Genomic DNA, 16,800 nt, shown 5'->3' with positions numbered 1-16,800 from the left:
GGCCCGGGGCGGCCGGCCTCAGCAGATGCGCGGGAGTTGCTCGCCGACCGGGAGGTCGATGACCCGGGTGCCGCCGAGGGCGGTACGGGCCACCAGCAGGCCGGGGTGCTCGGCCACCGCCTCGCCGACGACGGCCGCGTGCCGGCCCAGCGGGTGGGCGCGCATGGCGTCGAGGACCGCGTCGGCGTGCTCCCGGGGGACGAAGGCGACGAGCTTGCCCTCGTTCGCCACGTACAGCGGGTCGAGGCCCAGGACGGCGCAGGCGTTGGCGACCGCGGGCGGGACCGGGACGCTGCCCTCGCGGATCACGACCCCGGTGCCGGAGGCCGCCGCGATCTCGTTGAGCGCCGCGCCCAGTCCGCCGCGGGTGGGGTCGCGCAGCACGTGCAGGTCGGGGGTGACCGCGAGCATCGCCTGGACCAGGCCGCCCAGCGGGGCGCAGTCGCTGACCACGTCCACCCCGAACTCCAGGCCCTCGCGCGCGCTCATGATCGCGGTGCCGTGCAGGCCGATCTCACCGCTCACGATGACCACGTCGCCGGGGACCACCCGCTGGGGGCGCAGGTCGACCCCGGCCGGGATCAGGCCGATGCCGGCCGTGTTGACGTAGACGCCGTCTCCGTGTCCGGCCTCGACGACCTTGGTGTCGCCGGTGGCCACCTCGACCCCGGCGGCCCGGGCGGCGGCGCCCATCGCCTCGGCGACGCGGGCGACGGTGGCCGTCTCGACGCCCTCCTCCAGGATGAACCCGCAGGACAGGTAGGCCGGGACGGCACCGCTCATCGCCAGGTCGTTGACGGTGCCGTTGACGGCGAGGTCGCCGATGGAGCCACCGGGGAAGAACAGCGGGCGGACGACGTAGGAGTCGGTGGAGAAGGCCAGCCGGACGCCGCCCAGGGTGAGTTGGGCGCTGTCGCCGAGGCCGGCGAGGGCCGGCCCCCCGTAGGCCGGGGCGAAGACGTGCTGGACCAGCTCGGCGGAGAGCGCCCCTCCCCCGCCGTGGCCCATCACCACGCGCGGATGGTCGCGCAGCGGGGCGGGGCAGGTCCAGCCGGTGATGTCGAGCGGTGCGGTGTCAGACAACGGGGGTCGCCTCCAGGTCGTCCGTGGCGGCGGGCGTGGTCGTCGCGCCGGGAGCGGCGGTACCCGCCGGCGCCACCTCGACGGCCAGGGGCGCGGGCGCGGGTGCGGATGGGGGCACAGAGGCGGGCATGGGCGTGGAAGCGGGCGTGGGCGTGGAAGCGGGCGTGGGCGTGGAAGCGGGTTGCGGCGCGTCGGCCCGGCGCGGCGGGGCCAGGTCCAGCCGCCGGTAGAGGTAGTACGCCGCACAGGCGCCCTCGCTGGAGACCATCGTGGCGCCGAGCGGGTTCCGCGGGGTGCACGCGGTGCCGAAGGCCTCGCACTCGTGCGGTTTGATCAGCCCCTGGAGCACCTCGCCGCTGCGGCACTCGGCCGGCTCACGGGTGCTGATGTCCGTGACGGCGAAGCGGTGTTCGGCGTCGAACTCGCGGTACCGGTCGGACAGCCGCCAGCCGCTGTCCGGGATGGTGCCGATGCCGCGCCAGGCCCGGTCGGTGACCTCGAAGACGTCGGCCAGCATGGCCAGGGCGGCGGGGTTGCCCTCGGGGCGGACGGCGCGCGCGTACGCGTTCTCCAGCCGGTGCTGCCCTCGCTCCAGCTGGCGCACGGCCCGCCGTACGCCCTCCAGGATGTCCAGCGGTTCGAAGCCGGTGACCACGATGGGAACCCGGTGGCGGTCGGCGAGCTCGGGGTACTCCGCCGTGCCCATCACGCTGCACACGTGCCCGGCGGCCAGGAAACCCTGGACCCGGCAGCTGGGCGAGCGCATGATCGCCTCGATCGCCGGGGGGACGCGGACGTGGGAGACCAGCAGGCTGAAGTTGCGGATTCCCAGCTTCCGGGCCTGGTGCACCGTCATGGCGTTGGGCGGGGCGGTGGTCTCGAAGCCGATGCCGAAGAACACGACCTGCTTGTCCGGGTGCTGCCGGGCGATCCTGAGGGCGTCGAGCGGGGAGTACACCACCCGGACGTCGCCGCCCTCGCCGCGGACGCGGAAGAGGTCCTTGCCGCTGCCGGGGACCCTGAGCATGTCGCCGAAGGAGCAGAAGACGACGTCGGGGCGGGCGGCGATCGCCAGCGCCTTGTCGATCACCTCCAGCGGGGTGACGCACACCGGGCAGCCCGGCCCGTGGATCAACTCGACCTCTTCGGGCAGGAGCTGGTCGATGCCGTGGCGGATGATCGTGTGCGTCTGCCCGCCGCAGACCTCCATCAGCGCCCAGGGCCGGGTGACCGTGGCGCGGATGTCGTCCAGCAGCCGGCGGGCGAGGTCCGGGTCCTGGAACTCCTCGATGTACTTCACTGCCGCTCCGCCTCCTGCACCGCTCCCGCACCGGCGGGCGACGCCGCCGGACCGTCCTCGAAGGGCCACGCGGGGCCGCCGGCCTCGGCGGCCGCGAGCTCCCAGGGGTCTGCGAACTCCTCCTGGAGCATGCCGAGTTCGGCGAACAGCTCCAGGGTCTGCTTCGCGGAGGCCTCGTCCAGCCGCTGCAGCGCGAACCCGACGTGCACGATGGCGTACTCGCCGACCTGCAGGTCGGGCAGGTACTCCAGGCAGACCTCCTTGACCACCCCGCCGAAATCGACGGTGGCCATGCGGGTGCCGTCCCGCTCGCCGATGTCAACCACTCTGCCGGGTACCGCCAGGCACATGGCTTCCTCCTCGTTCCGTGGCCGCCGCTGGGGCGCGTCCGTCCGATCCGGCCGAGCCCTGTCGGGCGGCCGCCACCATGAGTTGGCCGAGCGCCAGGCCGCCGTCGTTCGGCGGGACCTGCCGGTGGCGCAGCACCGTGAACCCGGCCCCGCGCAGCAACCGCGCGCAGGCGGTCGACAGCACGGTGTTGCAGAACACCCCGCCGGTCAGGGCGACGGTCTCCAGCCCGTGCCGGTCGCGGGCGGCCTCGCCGAGCTCGAGGACCAGTCCGGCCACCGCGCGGTGGAAGCGGGCCGCGATCACCGGGGCCGCGGTGCCGCGGCGCAGGTCGGCGACGACCGCGGTCAGCAGGGGGGCCGGGTCGGCGGTGAGCGGGTCTTCCGCGGCGGGGGCGTCGCGGCGGCCCCGGGGGGCGGGGTGGCGCAGGGCGAACCGGTAGCCGGGGCCGTCGTCGGCGTCCGCGGCCGCCAGTGCCGCGGCCTCCAGCTCGACCGCGGCCTGCGCCTCGTACCCGGCGAGGTGGCAGATCCCGGCCAGTGAGGAGACGGCGTCGAAGAGGCGGCCCATGCTGGAGGTCGGGGCGCAGTTGAGGTCCCGCTCCAACTGGCGCTTCAACACGGCCAGTTCGTCGGGCGGGCAGGCGGCCGCGCAGGGCAGGTCGGGCGCCCAGTCGAGGCCGGCCGCCCACAGGTGGGCCAGGGCCATGCGGTAGGGCCGGCGCACGGCCGCGTCGCCGCCCGGCAGCGGGACGTACGCCAGGTGTGCGAAGCGCCGGTAGCCGCGGTAGTCGGCGAGCAGCACCTCGCCGCCCCAGACCGCCCCGTCGTCACCGTAGCCGGTGCCGTCGAAGGCGATGCCGATGACCGGGGCGGCACCGTCATGGCCGTGCTCGGCGAGGGCGGCGGCGACGTGCGCGTGGTGGTGCTGGACGTGGACGAGCGGCCGGCCGGCCGCGTGCCGCTCGGCGAGGCGGGTGGACCGGTAGCCGGGGTGCAGGTCGGCGGCGAGCAGCCGGGGGGTGACGCCGGTGATGGACTCCAGTTGCCGCTCGGCGCGTTCGTGGGCGGCCTGGGTGGCGAGCGAGTCCATGTCGCCGATGTGGGCGGACAGCCAGGCCTGCCGGTCGCGGCCGAGGCAGAAGGCGTTCTTGAGGTCCCCGCCGACCGCGAGGGCCGCCGGGACGGGCACGGGCAGCGTGAGCGGCAGCGGCGCGTGGCCGCGGGAGCGCCGTACGAGCAGCGGCGCGCCGTCGCAGATCCGGACCACCGAGTCGTCGCAGGGCACGTGGATGGGCCGGTCGTGGGTGAGCCAGGCGTCGGCGATGCCGGCGAGCCGCTCCAGGGCCTCGGCGTCGTCGGTGACGATGGGCTCGCCCGTCAGGTTGGCGCTGGTCATGACGAGCAGTCGGGGGCCGGGCGGATCGCCGGGCAGGCCGAGCAGCAGGTGGTGCACGGGCGTGTACGGGAGCATGAATCCGAGGTCGGGGCAGCGCGGGGCGACCTCGTCCGCGATCCGGGGCGCCGCCGCCCGGCCCGGGGCCGCCGGGCCGGCGGCGCGCCGCCGCAGCAGGACCACCGGGCGGACCGCGCCGGTGAGCAGGGCCCGCTCCTCGGGGCCGACCGCCGCCAGCCGCTCGACGGTCGCGAGGTCGGGCGCCATCAGCGCGAACGGCTTGTCGCCCCGGCCCTTGCGGCGGCGCAGCTCCGCGACCGCGGCGGCCTGTGACGCGTCGCAGGCGAGGTGGTAGCCGCCGAGGCCCTTGACGGCGAGGACGGCGCCCGCGGCGAGCAGCCGGCGGGCTCCGGCGACCGGGTCGGTGCCGGGGTCCTCCCGGGGCGGGTCGCCGGCGAGCAACCGCAGCCGCGGTCCGCAGGCCGGGCAGGCGACGGGCTGGGCGTGGAAGCGCCGGTCGGCCGGGTCGGCGTACTCGCGGGCGCAGTCGGGGCACAGGGGGAAGCCCGCCATGGTGGTGTGCGCGCGGTCGTAGGGCAGGGCGGTGACGATGGTGAACCGGGGCCCGCAGTGCGTGCAGGTGATGAACGGGTGCCGGTGGCGCCGGTCGGCCGGGTCGGCGAGTTCGGCCAGGCAGTCGGCGCAGGTGGCGGTGTCCGGGGAGACGAGCGTGCGGGCGGCGCCCTCGGTGCGGGAGGCGACGATGGTGAAGCCGGTCGTGCCGGCGGCCGGCAGCTCGCTGTGGTGGACGGCGTCGACCACCGCCAGCGGGGGCGCGTCCGCCGCGAGCCGCTCGCAGAACTCCCGCACGGCCGAGGCCGGGCCCTCCACCTCGGCGACGACGCCGTCGGGGGTGTTGGTGACGTGTCCGGCGAGGCCGAGGGCGGTCGCGCGGGTGTACACGTAGGGGCGGAAGCCGACCCCCTGGACGACGCCGCGCACGGTGACGCGGCGGCGCCGGGGGGCTTCCGACGGTGCGCCGGTCACTCAGTGTCCGTGCGCGTGGGCGTGGGCGTGCCGGTCGGCGCGGGGGCGGCCGGCCATGACGGGGACGTGGGCGGGGGTACCGGCGCCGAGAGCCAGCGCGCGGTCGAGGAGCGTGCCCAGGCCCGTGCCGCGGCGGGCGGAGGTCAGGACCACCTCGACGCCCGGGTTGACCTGTTCGACGTTGCGGCGGAAGGCCGTCTCGTCGAACTCCGCGGCGGCCGCCAGGTCGTGCTTGGTGACCAGCACCAGGTGGGCCAGTCCGAAGGCCGTCGGGTACTTGAGGGGCTTGTCCTCGCCTTCGGTGACGGAGGCGAGGACCACGCGCAGGTCCTCGCCGAGGTCGTAGGAGGCGGGGCAGACGAGGTTGCCGACGTTCTCCACGAACAGCAGCCGGGTGCCGGCGGGGAGCCAGCCGTCGAGGTGGCGGCCGAGCATGTGGGCCTCCAGGTGGCAGAGGCCGTCGGTGAGGACCTGCTTGACCGGGACGCCGGAGCGGGCGAGTCGGAGCGCGTCGTTCTCGGTGGCGAGGTCGGCGGTGAGGGCGGCGGCGGTCACGCCGCGCCGCCGGGCCAGGCCGAGTTCGCGTTCGAGGAGCTCCGTCTTGCCGCTGCCGGGGCTGGAGAGCAGGTTGACGGTGGTGGTGCCGGCGGCGGTGAGGCGGCTGCGCAGGGTGTGCGCGGCCTCGTCGTTCTTGGCGAGCACCGCCTGTTTCAGGTCGACCGTTCGGCACATGGTTCAGCGCTCCTCGGGGAGGGGTTCGCGGTGGCGCGCGCGGGCGGGTACGTCCGGCGCGGCGGGGCCGGGCACGGGGGCGGTGGCGGGCTCGCGGTCGGGGCCGGCTCCGGGGCCTGCTCCGGGCCGGGCGCGCGGGCGGGCCCGTCGTCCCAGGTCACGCCGGAGATCTGGAGTTCGCGGCCGGTCCGCAGCTCGGTGCCGGCCGCCGAACCGCAGGCGGGGCAGCACAGGTCGGGCGGCATGCCGACGTCCCAGTCGGCGGCACAGGGCCGGCAGCGGGCGCGGGCGGGAACCGGCTCGGCGACCAGGGCGGCACCGGCCAGCACCGTGTCGGCGCAGGCGAGTTCGAAGCAGAAGGCCAGTGCGTCGGGGACGACTCCGGCCAACTCCCCCACCTGGAGGCGGACCTCGCTGACGGCGCGCGCGCCGGCGGTGTGGGCCGCCTCCTCCACCTGGGCCACGACGGCCATGGCGATCGACATCTCGTGCATCGGACTCCGTCCTGCCGCCGCTCATTACACCGGCGGAGCGGGTCGGATGCCGCCGGGCTCGCCGTCGCGCCGTGCGGCCCGTACGCCGTTCGGCGGTGCGACCGCGCGCACCGGAGGCGGTGCGCGCGGTCCGGCGCGTCAGATGTGGCGCATGTGCAGGTACCGCCGGAGGTCGGGCAGCTGGGACGCGAACACGACGGCGAGCGCGGCGAACACGGCGCCGGCGAGGACCTTCTTCACGGTGTCTCCTTCAGTTCTCGGGGAGGCCGGCGGGGGTGCGCGGCTCCGGTGTGCCGACGGGGCCGGCGGCGGGTCGCCGGGCGGCCTCGTCCAGCAGGTCCAGGACCATCCGTACGGCCTCCGGCACGGCGGCGGCCACCGGCTCGGTCAGCCCGATGCCCTCCTCCAGGCAGGCCGGTTCGCAGCCGACGACGAGGATCCGTCCGGGAGGGCTGCCGCCGGTGCCCGCGCACAGGGTGCCCAGGAGGGCGAGCACGGTGTCCGGGGACATCTGGTGGCCGTCGAGGACGGCGGCCCGTTCCGTCTCCACCGGGATCCGCCCGGGTTCGTCGACCTCGACGAGGTAGAGGGTTCCGGGCGCGCCGCCGCGGGCGGTGGCGTCGACGAGGACGAGGGTGTCGTAGCCGTCGAGCAGCTGGTAGGCGAGGTGCACGCCGCGGACGCCGAAGTCGACCGCCTCGGCGGCACCGGGCAGCGGGTGTCCGGCCAGGGCCCGTACGGTCTCCACGCCGAAGCCGTCGTCCCCGAGGAAGACGTTCCCGATGCCGGCGACCAGGGTCCGGCCGCTCACGCCTCCTCCCCGGGGGACCCGGAACCGGGGGCGTCCGGCAGCGGGGTGACCTCGTCGGGCTGGAAGTACAGGAACCGTCCCTGCTCCCGGCGGATGTCGGCCCCCGGGTCGCCCTCGACGGTCACGGCCAGGTGCACGACGCCGTCGACGTCGTGCAGCACGGACTCCACCAGGGCGGCGCGGCCCGCCAGGAACAGGTCCTGGGCGTCGGTGCGGCGCAGTCCGGGGCGCAGCAGGACCCGGCTGCCCTCGCCGACGAGGACGCCGTCGACCAGGACCCGGTCGGGCGGCGGGCCGGCCGGGGCGGCGCCTGCCGGGTCCCACCAGGGGGTGTCGGGCCGGAACAGGTCGGGGTCGGCGGACTCCGGCGGGCGGCCGGCGTCCGGGCCCGGGGCCGGCAGCGGGCCGTCGTGTCCCGGCAGCGGGCCGTCGTGTCCCGGCAGCGGCCACGGGCTGCCGTGGCTCGGGAGCGGCCGGGGGCCGTCGTCGCCCGGGAGCGTCAGGCCGGTGTCGTCGCCCGTGACGTCGCGCAGCGAGCGGACCGCGCCGTGCAGGCGCTCCAGCACCTCCGGGGGGAGGGAGTCGGCAAGGTCGACGACGGCCGCGGCCCGGGCGTCGGTGCCGCGGGCCTCGCGCTTCTCCTGTTCGGTGAGGGCCGCGGTGCGCAGCGCGAGGATCTCGTCGATCTCGGTGGCGTCGTACATGGCCCCGGCGCTCTCCGGGGCGATGGCCGGATGGTCCTCGAGGATGATCGGCGAGGAGAGGACGACGTCCGCCCGGCCCGGTGCGCCGGCCAGCACCGGCCAGGTGTGCCGGTTCTCGCAGGCGGCCACCGCCGCGCGGGCCCACTCCGGCGGCGCGGTCATCGAGAGGAACGAGCCGGAGCTCAGGCCGAGCAGCAGGTGCGCGGCGACCAGCGACCGGGGCAGTGCGGCGTCGCGGTCGGCGGCTTCGGAGGCGCCGTCCGGGACCCAGCCGCTGGTGTTCTCCACCGTGGCGGTGAGCCGGAACGCCCGGTAGGGGACGTCGAGTTCGGTGGCCCGCAGCCGTACGGCGCCCTGGACGGGCGCGGCGCGGCGGACGAGCCGGCCGACGGTGCGGCCGGCGGAGTCGTGGACGGGTTCGGTCTCCTCGCGGGCCCGCCGGGCGAACGGCTGGAGGTGTCCGTCGCCGAGCAGGTCCCCGACGGGTACGGCGAACTCGACCCGCTCCTCGGCGCCCTCGTCCCAGGGGACCAGCACCCGGTCGGGCAGGTGGAGTTCGGCGGTGTCCTCGAAGCCTCCGTCGGGGAGCACCCGTTGGACGGTCCGGCGCAGGGCGTGCAGGAAGCGCAGCTCGACGGCGAGCACGGCGTCCGTGCCGCGCGGCTCCATGAGCAGTTCGGTCCGCGAGGTCGAGTGCTCGCCGTGCGCGGGGCCCCACGCGGGCGGCACCAGTACGCCGAACTGCCAGCGCAGCCGGTTCTTGGCGGCGGAGGCGCGGTACGGGTAGAGCACGTACCCCTCGAAGAGGACGGCGTCGGCGACCTGCCGGGCGTGCGCGAACCCGGCGGTTCCGGGGTGTGCGCTGCGCGTGGCGGGGGTCGTGGCGCGGGTGGTGGTCATGGCGCGGGCCTCTCGCCGCCGGTCCGGGACAGGATGGCACCGAGCCGGTGGGAGCGCGCCGGGGCGTCGGACGGCGGGGGCGGGGCGCCGGGCGGGGGTACGGCCTCGGCCGCGGCGGCGGCGTCGAGCAGGGCCCGTACGGTCGACTCCCAGGACGCCAGGGAGTGCCGGGAGCGGTAGGCGAGCAGCGCGGCCATGGTCTCGCGGGGCAGCTTCAGCCAGCCGCAGCCGGGGAAGTGCTGCTCGACCATCTCGCGCCAGACGGACACCGGGAGCCGGAAGGCCGCCTCCCGGTCCCAGGGCACGGGTGCGACCTGGAAGCCGCCGGGTCCGGTGAAGGCCGTGCCCGAGAAGAGCAGGAGCAGCGGGGCGGCGCCGTCGCGGAGGGCGTCGAAGTAGCGGGCGGCCGAGATGTCCATGTCGTACGTGCACGGCACCGGCATGTCGACCTCGGTCTCCCCGGTGAACCCCGGGACCATCAGGGCGACCTGGGCGAACTGGAGGGGGTTGAGGGTGGTGCCCCAGCGGGAGCGTTCGCCGAACAGGTCGGTCAGCCCCTCGGCCTCGGCGGGGCCGTAGGAGCGCCGGGCCGGTTCGATGCGCAGCTGGCAGCGCAGGGCGAGGGCGTGCACCCGGGTCTGCGGGGGCGCGGTGATGCGCAGCCGGAAGACCAGGGTGGGGCCGGCGGCGTACGGGTCGGCGGTCACGCCGGTGCAGGCGAAGGTGAGGTCGGTCATGGGCGGGCCGCCCCCGTCCGGGTCGGGGCCGTCGGGTCCGGGGTCGGCGGCTCGGAGGCCGCGGGAGTGGACGTCGCCGGGGCGGGCCGGTTCGCGGTCCCGCCCGTCGTCCCGTCCGTCCCGTCCGGGCCGACCGGGCCGACCCGGCCGACCGGGCGGGCCCGGTGCTCGACCCGGGCGAAGAACTCCGCCAGGGCGGTGCGGGCTTCGGCGCCGCCGTCGAAGCCCTGCCACAGCAGGCGCATGCGGCCCACCAGTTCGTAGCAGATGTCGATGGGTACGAGGTGGCAGCTGGTGCGACCGTCCGTGCGGCGCAGCAGCAGGGCCTCCACGTCGGGCCTGAGGAGTCCGGCGAGCGGGCCGGAGTCGAGGACCGACTGCCAGACGTCGGGGTCGAGTTCGTTCTCGGTGGCGCCCGCCGGGCTCGGGTAGAGCGCCACCGGCCGGTCGAGGGCCGCGTTGCGGAAGAGGAACGCCACACCCACCGGGATGCGCAGGAGCTCCCAGGCCCCCTCGTCCAGGCGGTGGTCCGGATCGGAGAGGTAGCGGTCGGGCACGGCCCGGTAGCGGCCGGTGGCCGCGCCGGGCCGGTCGAAGAGCGTCGCGCAGGCCCGGCAGGCGCACACCAGCGCCCGCCGCTCCGTCTCGACCACGTGCCGGTGGCCGTCGCCGGCCACCGGCGTCCCGCACAGCTCGCACACCTCCGGCCGCGGCGGACGCGGTCCGGTGAACCGGCGCAGCCCGCCCCTTCCGAGCGGGCTCGCCGTGTGCGGTGCGGCGGCGGTCACCGGGCCCGCGCCGGGGCCGGGGGCCGGGTGCCGATCTGGAGCAGGGGCTGCCGCGGCCCGGTGCTCCCGGCGGGTTCCAGTTCGACCGAGACGACCTCGGGCACCAGGGTGGCGACCGCGTCCTCCAGGGTCCGGCGGGCCGTGTCCGTACCGGCGGAGCCGCATCCGCAGCCGCCGCCCGCGGCAGCCTGCCGGAGCCTGAGCACCCCTTCGGTCTCGTCGAACCCGGCGAGTTCGACGGGCTCCGGCGCGGCGGCCAGCACCCGGCCGATGCGGGTGTGGACGTCCTCGGGGTGCAGGTCGTGCAACGCCAGCAGGCCGCCGACGAGTTCGTCGTCGAGGAGCCCGGGCAGCCGGGCCGGATCGAGGCCGTCGACGAGGCGGGCGAGACCTGCGCCGTAGAACTCCATGAGGACCCGCACGAGTTCCTCGGCGGCCGCGAGGGCGGGGCGGTCCCCGGCCCCGGCCAGGCCGTCGAGGATCTCCTCCACGCGGCGCCCGGCCTCCCGGGCGTCGGGCACGGTGCGCGCGCTCATCCGCCCAGCCCGCTCAGGCCGGTGGGGACGTGCAGCTGCTTGACGGTCCTGCCGCCGCCGACGTACATGTGCACGCCGCACGGCAGGCAGGGGTCGAAGCTGCGCACGGCGCGCATGATGTCGATGCCCTTGAAGTTCTCCGGCGGGTTCTCCTCGAAGATCGGGGTGTTCTGCACCGCGTCCTCGTAGGGGCCCGGCGTGCCGTAGGAGTCGCGGACGCTGGCGTTCCACGGGGTCGGCGGGTACGGGTGGTAGTTGGCGATCTTGCCGTCGCGGATGACCATGTGGTGCGAGAGCACGCCGCGGACGGCCTCGGTGAACCCGCAGCCGATGGACTCGTCCGGGACCTCGAACTTCTCCCAGGTCTGGGTGCGTCCGGCGCGGACCTCGGCCAGGCCCTTCTCGGCACAGTGCAGCGCGATGCCGGCCGCGTAGGCCTGGAAGTACGTGCGGGCGCGGTTGCGCTCCAGCGCGTTGCTCCACTTCGGGATGCGCCACTCGAAGGTGGTCTCCGGCTTGGTCATCGTGCGGGGCAGGTTGATGACGACGCTGTGCCCGGTGGCCTTCACGTACCCGACGTCGACCAGGCCGGACAGCGCGGTCGACCAGAGCCGGGCGATGGGTCCGCCGCCGGTGTCGAGCGCGAGGTGGTCCTTGCCGTCGAACCAGCGCGGCGACATCACCCAGCTGTACTTGTCGTCGAAGTCCCGCTTCTGCGGGGCCGGGATGGTGTGCTGGTTCCACGGGTGGCGCGGGTCGACCGGGTTGCCGAGCGGGTCGTGGGTGACGAACTGCTCCCGGCCCTCCCAGTCGTCGTAGTACGAGCTGCCGAGGAGGATGCGGATGCCGAGGTTGATCTGCGTGAGGTCGTTGGTGACCAGCTTGCCGTCCACGACCACGCCCGGGGTGACGAACATCTTCCGTCCCCAGTCGGTCATGTTGGCGTACGTGAAGTCGCAGTGGTCGGGGTCGTTGAGGGCGCCCCAGCAGCCGAGCAGCACGCGGCGCCGGCCGACCTCCTCGTACCCGGGCAGCGCCTCGTAGAAGAAGTCGAAGAGGTCGTCGTGGAGCGGGACGACGCGCTTCATGAACTCGACGTACCGCATGAGGCGGCTCATGTAGTCGGTGAACAGCTGCACCGAGGCGACGGTGCCGACACCACCGGGGTAGAGGGTGGAGGGGTGCACGTGGCGGCCCTCCATCAGGCAGAACATCTCCCGCGTGTAGCGGCTGACCTGGAGCGCCTCGCGGTAGAACTCGCCCTCGATGGGGTTGAGGGAGCGCATGATGTCGGCGATCGTGCGGTAGCCGTGCTCGGCGGCGTGCGGGGCCTCGGTGCGCTCGGCCAGTTCCAGGACCCCGGGGTTGGTCTCGCGGACCATCTTCTCGCAGTAGTCGACCCCGACCAGGTTCTCCTGGAAGATGTTGTGGTCGAACATGTACTCCGCGGACTCGCCGAGGTTGATGATCCACTCGCCGAGGTGGGGCGGCTTGACCCCGTACGCCATGTTCTGCGCGTACACCGAGCACGTCGCGTGGTTGTCGCCGCAGATCCCGCAGATGCGGCTGGTGATGAAGTGCGCGTCGCGGGGGTCCTTGCCGCGCATGAACACGCTGTAGCCGCGGAAGACCGACGACGTGCTGTAGCACTCGGCGACCCGCTTCTGCTTGAAGTCGATCTTCGTGTGGATGCCGAGGCTGCCCACGATCCGCGTGATCGGATCCCAGGCCATCTCCACGAGGCCGTTGCCGTCACCGGCCGTTCTGGTCTTCGGAGTTGTCATCGTCTGTGCCGTGAGCCTTCCGGGGTGCGGGAGTTGCGGGGCGGGCTGGTGCGGGGAGGTGCCGGGGTCACCACGGCGGGCGGTAGCCGGTGGCGAGCTTCGGGCCGGTGCGGCGCCACTTGGGCTCCTGGTCCACCGTGTGGAGGGTGATCGAGCGGAGCCTGCGGACGACGGCGCCGTACGCCCCGCTGGTCTTCGTCGACACCTTGGCGCCGGGCGGCTCGTCCATGAAGGGCATGAACTTGTCCGGGAAGCCGGGCATGGTGCAGGCGATGCAGATGCCGCCGACGTTGGGGCAGCCGCCGATGCCGTTCATCCAGCCGCGCTTGGGCACGTTGCACTTGACGACCGGGCCCCAGCAGCCGAGCTTGACCAGGCACTTGGGCGAGTCGTAGGTCTCGGCGAACTGGCCCTGCTCGTAGAAGCCGGCCCGGTCGCAGCCCTCGTGGACGGTGCTGCCGAACAGCCAGGTCGGGCGCAGCTTGTCGTCGAGCGGGATCATCGGGGCCGAGCCGGCCGCCTGGTAGAGCAGGTAGGTGAGCGTCTCGGAGAAGTTGTCCGGCTGGATCGGGCACCCCGGGACGCACACGATCGGGATGCCGGCCTGGGACTTCCAGTCCCAGCCCAGGTAGTCGGGCACGCCCATGGCTCCGGTGGGGTTGCCCTCCATGGCGTGGATGCCGCCGTACGTGGCGCAGGTGCCGATGGCGACGACGGCCAGGGCCTTGGGCGCGAGCCGGTCGATCCACTCGCTCGTCGTGATGGGCTGGCCGGTCTCCGGGTCGTCGCCGAAGCCGCACCAGTACCCCTCCTGCTTGATCTGCTCGTTGGGGATGGAGCCCTCGACGACGAGCACGAAGGGGTCGATCTCGCCGCGCTCGCCCTTGAAGAACCATTCGATGAACGTGTCGGCGCCTCCGACCGGTCCGCACTCGAAGTCGATCAGCGGCCAGTGGACGTGGATCTTCGGCAGACCGGGCAGCGCGCCCGTCACGATCTCCTCGATGGTCGGCTGCATGGCAGCGGTCAGCGCGACGGAGTCCCCGTCGCAGCTCAGACCTGCGTTGATCCAGAGGATGTGGATCGGAGGGGCGTCGGCCTCGACCGGCGTTGCTGCGTTCATGCGGGGTTCCTCCTCGGGGAGGGCGGTGGGGGACGGACCGCCGTGGGCGGCCTACCTTTCTTGCTAACAGGGCGGTGGCGCGAGCGCCCCGTCATGTACGGCCGGTCCGGTGACCCGGGCCCGTGAGGTGGGGCGGGGTCGCGGTGGGGCGCTCCTTGCGCACGAAGGCCCGCCGCAGGGCGTGGTAGGGCGCGTCGGGGTCGTCGAAGACGGCCCGCATCCGGGCCAGCTCGTCCGCACGGTACGCGGCGAGGGGCCGGGTGGCCTCGTCGCGCTCGCGCTGCGCCTTCTTGGCGGCGATCCGGGACTGGGTGCCGGGTGCGGCCGCCAGCCGGGCGGCGAGCGCCGCGGTCCGCTCGGCGAAGGCTCCCGGGGCGCAGGCGACCGTACGGTCGACCAGGCCGGCGTTCCGGGCGGCGGCGGCGCTGACGGGCAGGGCGTCGGCCATCAGCCGGGCGGCGGCCGCGTCCCCCACCCGGCGCGGCAGGGTGTACGTCCAGTACTCGGAGCCGTACAGGCCCATCAGGCGGTAGTGCGGGTTCAGGACGGCGCCGGCCCGGCACCAGACCTCGTCGGCGGCCAGCGCGAGCATGGCGCCGCCGGCGGCGGCGTTGCCGCCCAGGGCGGCGACCACGAGGCGGTCGGTGGTGGTCAGGACCGCCTCGACGAGGTCGTCGATGGCGTTGATGTTGGCCCAGGACTCGGCGGCCGGGTCGGCGGCGGCCTCGATGACGCCCAGGTGGATGCCGTTGGAGAAGAAGTCCCGGCCGCCGCCGAGGACGAGGACCGACGTGGGACGGGTGCAGGCGGCCCGGTAGGCGGCGAGGAGCCGGCGGCAGTGTGCGGTGCTCATGGCGCCGCCGGGGAACGAGAAGGTCAGGAACCCGGTCGCACCGTCCTCGTGGTAGCCGATGTCGGACCAGGTGCGCCGGCCGCGGGCGGAGGCCGGCGGGGCCGGGCGCTCGGGCAGCGTCGGCAGCAGGTCGCCGAGCGCCAGGGTGGCGGGGAGCTTGACCGGGGCGGGTCCGCCCGGGACGCGCGGGGCGCGCAGCTCCGGGATCCACACGGCGCCGTCGGTGGTGGCCCGGCAGATCGCGCCGGCCCGGGTGGCCAGGAGCTCCCCGGGCCGGCCGCGCAGGCGGTCCTCGGGGTGGCCGCCGTGCAGGTACCAGGGGGTGCCGAGCAGGTCGTCGAGGACGCCGGGCCGCGAGTCGGCGGCCCGCAGGACGCGCAGGACGCGCTCGGTGGGGTCGGCGTCCCAGTCGATGCGCCGCTGCTCCTGGCGGACCGCCGGGCGGACGGGGCCGGCGTCCTGGGGCCGGGGCGCGTACGTACCCGAGGCGAACCGCTCCACGGCCTCGAGGACCGCCTCCATGGCCGCGTCGGCGATCTCGCCGCGGTAGAGGTCGCTCTTGCCGACGGGGGGCAGCGGGCAGTCCGCCGAGGCCCAGACGTCGCCGCCGTCCATTTCGGCGTTGGCCTGGAGGACGGTGACGCCCCACCGGTCCGCCCGGTCGTGCAGGGCGTGGTCCAGCGAGGAGGGGCCGCGGTCGCCCGGGGGCCCCGGGTGGACGATCAGGCAGGTCCGGGCCGACCAGACCTCCTCCGGGAGGGCGGTGCGCAGCATCGGCGCGATCACCAGGTCCGGGTCGTGGCGGTCCACCGCCCCGGCGAGGCAGGTGCCGGGCAGCGCGAGCTCGACGGCGACGCGGTGGCCGTGGTCGCGCAGTTCGGCGTGGACCCGCTGGGTCAGGCTGTTGAAGGCGCTCGCGACGAGCAGGATGTGCACGTGTGTCTCCCGGCGGCGGCCGGAGCCGGGTCGCGCGGGGCGGGGCCGGCCTTGCGGTGGGGACGCGGAGGGAGCCGTCTCCGGCCGTTCCGCGTGACCGGGGCATGACCGGCCGCCAGCGATGATTCCGGGGCGGCGGGCGCGGCGCGGCGGAGCCGGGCAGCGGGGTCACTCGAAAGCGGTGGGCGGGCAGGGCCGGTCGGCGGGGGGCGGAGCCGGATGCGGCGGTGCGGCCGGGGGCGGGTGCGGGGCTCGATGCCGTGGCGGATGCGGGGCCGGATGGGGTGGCGGATGAGGTGGCGGTTGGGGTGGCGGATGCGGGGCCGGCTGCGGGGCCGTGCGTCCGGGGCAGGTGTGCCCGCGCGCGTCGGGGGCAGCAGCGGCACATGGCCTTCCAGCATCCTGCGGAACGCACGGGCGAGGCGCGCCGCAACCGCTTCGAGCGGTTGGCCGAGCTCGCGTCCAACTTCACGAGCTCCTCGGTCTTCTCCCTGGTCTGCGTCGCGCTGGTCGCCGCCTTCGTGGTGGTGCACGTCGCGGGCCTGGGGCTGGAGTGGCAGAACATCGCGGGGGACGCCATCGGGGCCGTGTCCCTGCTCCTGCTGGCCCTGCTGAAGAACTCCGAGCGCCGCGCCGAGCACGCGATCCAGCGCAAGCTCGATGCCATTGCCGCCGCGCTGCTGGAGCAGCAGCAGGGCCGTACGGGGCGGGCGCACGAGGACCTGGAGACGGCCATCCGCATGGAGGAGAGGCTCTAGCCAGGGGGACCTGGCCGTGTCGCCCGGTGCGTCCGGGGCGGGGGGCGTCGGCGGGGGGCCGGTACCGGACGCGGACGCGGACGCGGGACGGGGGATCCGGCGCGGTGCAGTACGCCGTGTCCCCCGTCCCGCGTCCGTTCCGGCGGGGCGGCCGCCGGGGTCGGGGAGGGTCGGTCAATGGTGCGAAGGGCGGCTCCTTTCGGGTCGGATCCGGGGCCGAGGGGGTCCCCGTTCCGAGGGGGTCGGGTCCGGGAGGGTGGAGGCTGAGGAGGCCGGTTCCCGGAGGTCGTCGTGGAAGGGGCGTCGGATCGGCGAGGGTCGTCGTGGACGGGTGGGGTTCGGGTGGTCGTCGGTGGGGTGGATGCCTGGTCGGGTCAGCAGTGGGAGTGGCTCGGGTCGGGTGGTCGGGTCGGGGTGGGTGTTCGGGTCGGAGTGGGTGCTGGGGGTCGGGCGTTCGGGTCGGGGTGGGGT

At 75.1% G+C, this 16,800-nt stretch carries 13 protein-coding genes and 2 pseudogenes; 1 reads left to right on the top strand and 14 read right to left on the bottom strand.

Going from position 1 to position 16,800, the window contains the following annotated elements; translation table 11 throughout:
- Positions 1-18: 18 nt before the first annotated feature.
- The 14 genes and pseudogenes from hypE to IF43_RS0124125 form a co-directional block, all read right to left on the bottom strand.
- Entirely contained in the window at positions 19-1,083 is a 1,065-nt protein-coding gene (gene hypE, locus IF43_RS0124195; protein WP_030204321.1) for a hydrogenase expression/formation protein HypE, read from the bottom strand.
- On the bottom strand, positions 1,076-2,383 hold the full coding sequence (gene hypD / locus IF43_RS0124190; protein ID WP_078910402.1) for a hydrogenase formation protein HypD: 1,308 nt from the start codon (positions 2,381-2,383) through the stop codon (positions 1,076-1,078). The genes hypE and hypD overlap by 8 nt, the downstream gene beginning before the upstream one ends.
- Positions 2,380-2,733: a HypC/HybG/HupF family hydrogenase formation chaperone gene (locus tag IF43_RS36840; protein ID WP_030204315.1), complete on the bottom strand. Its 354-nt coding sequence runs from the start codon at positions 2,731-2,733 to the stop codon at positions 2,380-2,382. Before IF43_RS36840 ends, hypD begins: the two co-directional genes overlap by 4 nt.
- Complete coding sequence (hypF, locus tag IF43_RS0124180; protein WP_051795988.1) at positions 2,702-5,173, bottom strand: carbamoyltransferase HypF; 2,472 nt, start codon at positions 5,171-5,173, stop codon at positions 2,702-2,704. The genes IF43_RS36840 and hypF overlap by 32 nt, the downstream gene beginning before the upstream one ends.
- Entirely contained in the window at positions 5,174-5,905 is a 732-nt protein-coding gene (hypB, locus tag IF43_RS0124175) for a hydrogenase nickel incorporation protein HypB (RefSeq protein WP_030204308.1), read from the bottom strand.
- 140 nt (positions 5,906-6,045) lie between these two features.
- A pseudogene (locus IF43_RS0124170) lies at positions 6,046-6,399 on the bottom strand (hydrogenase maturation nickel metallochaperone HypA); the annotation flags it as partial.
- A gap of 250 nt (positions 6,400-6,649) precedes the next feature.
- Complete coding sequence (locus IF43_RS0124160) at positions 6,650-7,210, bottom strand: hydrogenase maturation protease (RefSeq protein ID WP_078910400.1); 561 nt, start codon at positions 7,208-7,210, stop codon at positions 6,650-6,652.
- The gene (locus IF43_RS36835; RefSeq protein ID WP_051795985.1) at positions 7,207-8,814 is read right to left on the bottom strand and encodes a hypothetical protein; all 1,608 of its coding nucleotides are present in this window, start codon (positions 8,812-8,814) and stop codon (positions 7,207-7,209) included. The genes IF43_RS0124160 and IF43_RS36835 overlap by 4 nt, the downstream gene beginning before the upstream one ends.
- Positions 8,811-9,551 carry a DUF6084 family protein gene (locus IF43_RS0124150; protein WP_078910399.1) on the bottom strand — a complete coding sequence of 247 codons (741 nt, stop codon included), beginning with the start codon at positions 9,549-9,551 and terminating at the stop codon, positions 8,811-8,813. Before IF43_RS0124150 ends, IF43_RS36835 begins: the two co-directional genes overlap by 4 nt.
- Positions 9,552-9,700: 149 nt before the next feature.
- Positions 9,701-10,339, bottom strand: a pseudogene (locus IF43_RS0124145) (DUF5947 family protein); the annotation flags it as partial.
- Positions 10,336-10,875 (bottom strand): hypothetical protein, encoded by a 540-nt coding sequence (locus tag IF43_RS0124140; RefSeq protein WP_030204286.1) that lies wholly within the window; start codon positions 10,873-10,875, stop codon positions 10,336-10,338. The gene IF43_RS0124140 and the pseudogene IF43_RS0124145, both read right to left, overlap by 4 nt.
- Positions 10,872-12,659 (bottom strand): nickel-dependent hydrogenase large subunit, encoded by a 1,788-nt coding sequence (locus tag IF43_RS0124135; RefSeq protein WP_030204284.1) that lies wholly within the window; start codon positions 12,657-12,659, stop codon positions 10,872-10,874. Before IF43_RS0124135 ends, IF43_RS0124140 begins: the two co-directional genes overlap by 4 nt.
- Positions 12,660-12,726: 67 nt before the next feature.
- Positions 12,727-13,782 carry a hydrogenase expression protein HypE gene (locus tag IF43_RS0124130; RefSeq protein ID WP_030204280.1) on the bottom strand — a complete coding sequence of 352 codons (1,056 nt, stop codon included), beginning with the start codon at positions 13,780-13,782 and terminating at the stop codon, positions 12,727-12,729.
- Between the two features lie 91 nt (positions 13,783-13,873).
- Positions 13,874-15,571, bottom strand: a complete 1,698-nt coding sequence (locus IF43_RS0124125; RefSeq protein WP_030204279.1) for an enoyl-CoA hydratase-related protein — start codon at positions 15,569-15,571, stop codon at positions 13,874-13,876.
- A 386-nt stretch (positions 15,572-15,957) separates the two neighbouring features.
- Between IF43_RS0124125 and IF43_RS0124120 the strand changes: the two genes are divergently transcribed.
- Positions 15,958-16,329 (top strand): hypothetical protein, encoded by a 372-nt coding sequence (locus IF43_RS0124120; RefSeq protein WP_030204278.1) that lies wholly within the window; start codon positions 15,958-15,960, stop codon positions 16,327-16,329.
- The last annotated feature ends 471 nt before the right edge of the window (positions 16,330-16,800 follow it).

Origin of the sequence: Streptomyces sp. NRRL S-87, assembly GCF_000719335.1 — a bacterium.
GTDB lineage: Bacteria > Actinomycetota > Actinomycetes > Streptomycetales > Streptomycetaceae > Streptomyces.
Note: the sequence above shows the minus strand (reverse complement) of the source record. Positions and strands in the feature narration are given on the sequence as shown.